The sequence below is a fragment of the Gluconobacter sphaericus NBRC 12467 genome (assembly GCF_006539125.1).
Lineage (GTDB): Bacteria > Pseudomonadota > Alphaproteobacteria > Acetobacterales > Acetobacteraceae > Gluconobacter > Gluconobacter sphaericus.
Genome location: NZ_BJMK01000065.1, coordinates 1 through 4,786 on the forward strand (window position 1 = coordinate 1; position 4,786 = coordinate 4,786).

Below are 4,786 nucleotides of genomic sequence, written 5' to 3' on the forward strand. Positions count from 1 at the left end.
ACTGGCGACTTGCGCTCAGATAGTCTGGCCACCGGAGACCTCGATCCGTTGTGCATTGACCCAACGATTGTCCTCGGACAGCAGCGATGCGATCATCGGACCAATATCATCTGGCAGGCCTGGCCGCCCAAGTGCAGTTGCTTCCGCGACGTGCCGGGCCACGTCCGGATTGTCCCGTACGACACCCCCTGAAAAATCCGTCTGGATAGCGCCGGGTGCAACTGTATTGACGGCGATGCGTCGTGGGCCGAGTTCCTTGGCCATGTAATGTGTCATGACTTCTACAGCCCCTTTCATGGAGGCGTAGGCGATCCGGCCAGGGTAAGAGAAACGGGTTAACCCGGAAGAGATGTTCACGATCCGACCGCCATCCGCGATTAATGGCAGCAAAGTCTGTGTCAGGAAGAATGGACCTTTGACGTGAATACGGTAAGCAGTGTCAAAATCCTCTTCCGTCACCTCACCGAATAGGCCACTGTGCGAAGTCCCAGCCATGTTGACGAGATAGTCGAAACGCTCAGCGCCCCACTCGCCCAGCACGCTTCGCATTTCATTGGCGAAAGCCGGAAAGGCAGACGTCTCGCCTGTATCGAGTTGCAGGGCCACAGCGCGGGCCCCGCTGTGTTCGACACTCGCGACAACCGCGTCCGCAGCCGCTTTGTTGGCGTGATAGGTAAAGATCGATGAAACACCACGTCGGGCAAGCGCTTCGACGGTCGAACGCCCCAGGCCACGGCTTCCACCGGTGACGAGGGCAATTGTTTTGACTGCAGGCATGAGACTCTCCCCTTGATGAGACCCCATATTGCTCATTCCATCTCCCGTTCGATAAGATCGTACTTTCCGAAAGCATTGTTTTGCATCATGAAACAATCCCATGGACAGACTTGCTACGCTTGATCTTTTTATCCGCATTGTTGACCGTGGCAGCTTCAGTGCCGCGGCAGCCGCTTGTGGTGTTTCGCGGCCGGTCGCAACTGCTGCGATCAAGGCGTTGGAGGGCAGACTTGGCACCCGATTGCTACAACGTTCGACCCGTCACGTCAGGCCCACGGTGGAAGGGAGCGCCTATTATCGGCGATGCATTGCGATTCTGGCTGATCTCGAGGATGCGGATCGTGACGCGGCAGGCACTGTTTCCGGCATTTTGCGCGTGGATGCCGTCGGCTATCTCGCGCGTACCATCCTACTGCCGGCACTGCCTGAATTCCTGGCACGGCATCCTGCCCTGACCGTTCACCTCGGAGAGGGAGAACGGTTTGTTGATCTGGTCCGGGAGGGCGTGGATTGCGTTGTGCGGGCCGGCCATCTTACCGACAGCGATATGGTGGCTCGGCCCTTGGGGGTCATGGAAGAAGTCACCGTAGCCAGCCCAGACTATCTGGCGCGGCATGGAATACCCGCGACACCAGAGGACCTTGAAGGCCATCAAATGATCGGCTTCGTATCGTCGCGCACCGGCCAGCCCCTGCCGCTGGAGTTCACGCACGAAGACGAAGTGATCGAGATAATACTGCCGACGCCACTCCTGGTCAGCGGGGCTGAAACCAGTGCCGCGGCCGCGCGGCAAGGTTTTGGCCTTGTGCAGGCTCCACGTTACCGCTTCCTTGATGATCTGGCGAATGGCAGGTTGATTGAGGTTTTGCCCGATTTTCCCCCGACACCTACACCGCTCTCGGTGCTCTATCCGAGCAACAGACAACTTTCTCCCCGTGTGCGTGTCTTTGTCGACTGGCTGGTGGAAATTATTGATTCGCGCTCATTTCTCTAACGGCGTGAGGTGGAGGGATCGAAAAGACGTAGTTTGATGTGCTTGTGTCGTGATCTCAGGCTTTTTGTGACTTGATTGATGGTTTTTGAGGTCGCTTTCAATCTGCCTATTGAGCAGATTGAAGTTAGCATTTTCTGAATTGCTATGTCGCGACGATCATTCTCTATAGGAAGGGTCTATTGTAAACGACATTGATAAGCCCGATCATCATGGTGGCTCGCGCGATGCCGACTGTTTGGACGAACAGTCGGTCTGTGATTTCTGATCAGTTAAAGACACACGCGACCGGATCCAGAACTTTATAACTTTATAGTATTCGATTTTTGGATAGGCCGCTATGCCGATTTTATATGCGAATTCTTCTTGTGAACTTGAGGTTTTTTGAACCCGTCATTTGTGATTGGGGCGTTTATTAGAAGTTACCTGTCATAAATCGTTCCTTCATGGCGGTAAGAAACATTCGAACATTAACAGTCTGGCGCTCTCTAGAGGGAAACAGCATGAACACAGGTAATGCAGACGTAGGAATGTCTTCCAGAACCCTGCGAAGCTGTCCTTTTTCGATAAAATCATGGTTTTGATACGATAGCGCCCTGGTAATACCGAGGCCATCTTTGGCCGCCGCAAGGGCCGCGTCGACGCTATTGACGGAAAGGCGGGGTGAAATTCTTACTGAAGGGACATTTTTTCCGCCTATTCGCCATTCCGAATGTCCAGTTGCACATTCATCAATATCGATGAGGCTGTGTGCCGCGAGATCCTCGAGACTTTGTGGCTCTTTATGCTGTGCAAGATAAGCTGGGCTGGCAACAAAGACTTTCCGGACCTCACCAATTTTCTGCATTTTCAAGGCACTGTCCTGCGGCGGGGCAATCCGAATGGCGAGATCGATTTCTACCTCCACAAGATGAACAACCCGGTCAGTCAGGAAGAGACGTACAGTCAGTTTTGGCCAGGAGTTCAGAAGCCCCGTGACAACGGGAAGAACATGTAGACGCCCGAAAACAACTGGAGCGGTAATAGATAATACCCCTTGGGGCTCTGCGGCCCCCGCGCCTCGTGCTATGGCGACCGCATCATCTAGATCAGAAATCGCCGCGCGACACCGGGACAGAAACTCCGCGCCTTCCGTCGTTAGATGAACAGAGCGTGTTGTACGGTTGAACAGAAAGAGCCCGAGGGTCGTTTCTAGGCTTTGGATCGTCCGGGTCACCGTGGTGGCGGAAAGACCTAGTTTCCGGGAAGCGCCAACAAAGCTGACCTGATCGGCCACGGCCATGAAGATCCGTAATGTCTTAAGGTCGATCAGAGGTCTCTCCTAAGCTCCGGTAGATTGTGAGTGAAAACCACAATAGTGAACTGCTTTATTGATAGATTATCCCGCGCTGCGTTCCGTGGAAAGACAATGCATCGGTTCAGTCGTTCCTTCGGGAGTCCCTATGAAACTCTACTATCATCCCCTTTCAGGACATGCGCATCGAGCGCATCTCTTTCTCAATCTTGCTGGCCTGCCTCATGAATTGAAACCTGTTGACCTTGCCGCAGGTGAGCAGAAAACTGCAAAATTTCTGGAGCTGAATGCATTCGGGGAAATTCCCGTCCTGGAAGATGGTGGCATCATTATTCCGGACTCCAATGCCATCCTTGTATATGCGGCACGGAAAATCGGTCCGTCTCATTGGCTGCCGGAGGACACCGTGACAGAGGCCGAAGTTCAGCGCTGGTTGTCCGTGGCAGCGGGAAAGATTGCGTATGGATGTTGTGCTGCACGTTTGGTGACAGTCTTTGGAGCATCTTTTGATACGACAGAAGTCATTCAGCGCGCTCACGACACACTTAGAGTTATCGAGCACGCCCTGAAGGACAGAACCTGGATCGCAGGAACCCAGCAGCCCACGATCGCGGACATCGCTCTTTACAGCTATATCGCAAGAGCACCGGAGGGAAATGTTGATCTCTCTGGATATGATGCGATTGCTGTCTGGCTGCAACGTGTGGAGAACCTGAAAGGCTTTGTCCCACTTCAGAAAACTGTAGCTGGCCTGGAAACAGGATGTGGACAATGAATTTCGCGCACCTGACGTTCGATCATGTTGGTATTCGTGTGACAAGTCTTGACGTTTCTGAACGGTTCTATGCCAAATTCGGCTTCATCCGCGACCCGGAAGAGTTCGCTCCGGCCGTGAAAGCCTGTGGGCTACACCACCCATCCGGACTTCGTATCCATCTCATTTTCAATGGCGTGCCAGATCCAGCCGGGAATGTTCTTATGGACGTTCCCGTCAAACGTCCGGGATATACGCATGCGGCGTTCATTGTTGAGAGCATAGCGGATCTGGTGCACTGGCTGGAACGGGAACAGATCGCCATCACGGAAGGACCAGTCCAGATGGGGCACGACAGACGCATCGTCTGTTTCGTTCGCGATCCGGACGGAAACGTCCTAGAATTTAATGAAATTCTCAAGTAATACAATGGCCTACAAAATAGGATGACGTAGCAATAGGTGTAGTATACATTTTTTATTTTGGTCCTATATACATATCTAGCCAAAACATTGTTGGCAACGAAATAATTAACGGCTAGTTATGTTTTATAGCTACCGAAACCGTCAGTTTGTATCAGTTTTTCCAGCGCTTCCCGCACGAGGAGGCTGCACGGAAATATTTTGAACAAAACCGCTAGAATGACAAAGTTTCCTGCCCTCATTGCGGCAGCTTTTCGGTGGCCGAGGTCAAGAATCACAGGCCGATGCCCTATCGCTGCCGCGACTGCCGTCAGCATTTCAGTGTCCGCACTGGAACTGTCCTCGCCGAAAGTCGCTTGCCGCTGCACAAGTGGCTTATGGCAATTTACATGATGACCACGGCGCGCAAAGGCATTCCTTCAACACAAATGGCTCGCGAACTCGGTATCACGCAGAAGTCAGCTTGGTTCCTCGCGCAGCGTATACGTGAAGCATGGTTGTTCAAAAAGGATGGCGGCATAGGCAATCACGTCCAAGTGGATGAAACC

The 4,786-nt window shown here is 53.0% G+C and carries 5 protein-coding genes and 1 pseudogene; 4 read left to right on the forward strand and 2 right to left on the reverse strand.

Translation table 11 applies throughout. The features are described 5' to 3' along the window. Positions 1 to 15 precede the first annotated feature (15 nt). Entirely contained in the window at positions 16 to 777 is a 762-nt protein-coding gene (locus GSP01_RS14300; RefSeq protein WP_141354605.1) for an SDR family NAD(P)-dependent oxidoreductase, read from the reverse strand. A 100-nt stretch (positions 778 to 877) separates the two neighbouring features. On the opposite strand from GSP01_RS14300, the gene GSP01_RS14305 reads away from it, so the two are divergent. Beyond that, entirely contained in the window at positions 878 to 1,771 is an 894-nt protein-coding gene (locus GSP01_RS14305) for a LysR family transcriptional regulator (RefSeq protein WP_141354609.1), read from the forward strand. Between the two features lie 412 nt (positions 1,772 to 2,183). Here the strand turns inward: GSP01_RS14305 and GSP01_RS14315 are convergent, their stop codons facing one another. Continuing rightward, positions 2,184 to 3,080, reverse strand: coding sequence for a LysR family transcriptional regulator (locus GSP01_RS14315; protein ID WP_141354611.1), 897 nt, complete (start codon positions 3,078 to 3,080; stop codon positions 2,184 to 2,186). Between the two features lie 130 nt (positions 3,081 to 3,210). Here GSP01_RS14315 and GSP01_RS14320 point away from each other — a divergent pair, with 130 nt between their 5' ends. From GSP01_RS14320 to GSP01_RS15345, 3 genes and pseudogenes are all read left to right on the forward strand, one after another. Next, the gene (locus GSP01_RS14320; RefSeq protein ID WP_141354613.1) at positions 3,211 to 3,837 is read left to right on the forward strand and encodes a glutathione S-transferase family protein; all 627 of its coding nucleotides are present in this window, start codon (positions 3,211 to 3,213) and stop codon (positions 3,835 to 3,837) included. Next, a complete protein-coding gene (locus GSP01_RS14325; RefSeq protein WP_141354616.1) occupies positions 3,834 to 4,241 on the forward strand; it encodes a VOC family protein in 408 nt (135 codons plus the stop codon). Before GSP01_RS14320 ends, GSP01_RS14325 begins: the two co-directional genes overlap by 4 nt. 125 nt (positions 4,242 to 4,366) lie before the next feature. Further along, positions 4,367 to 4,786, forward strand: a pseudogene (locus GSP01_RS15345) (transposase); the annotation flags it as partial.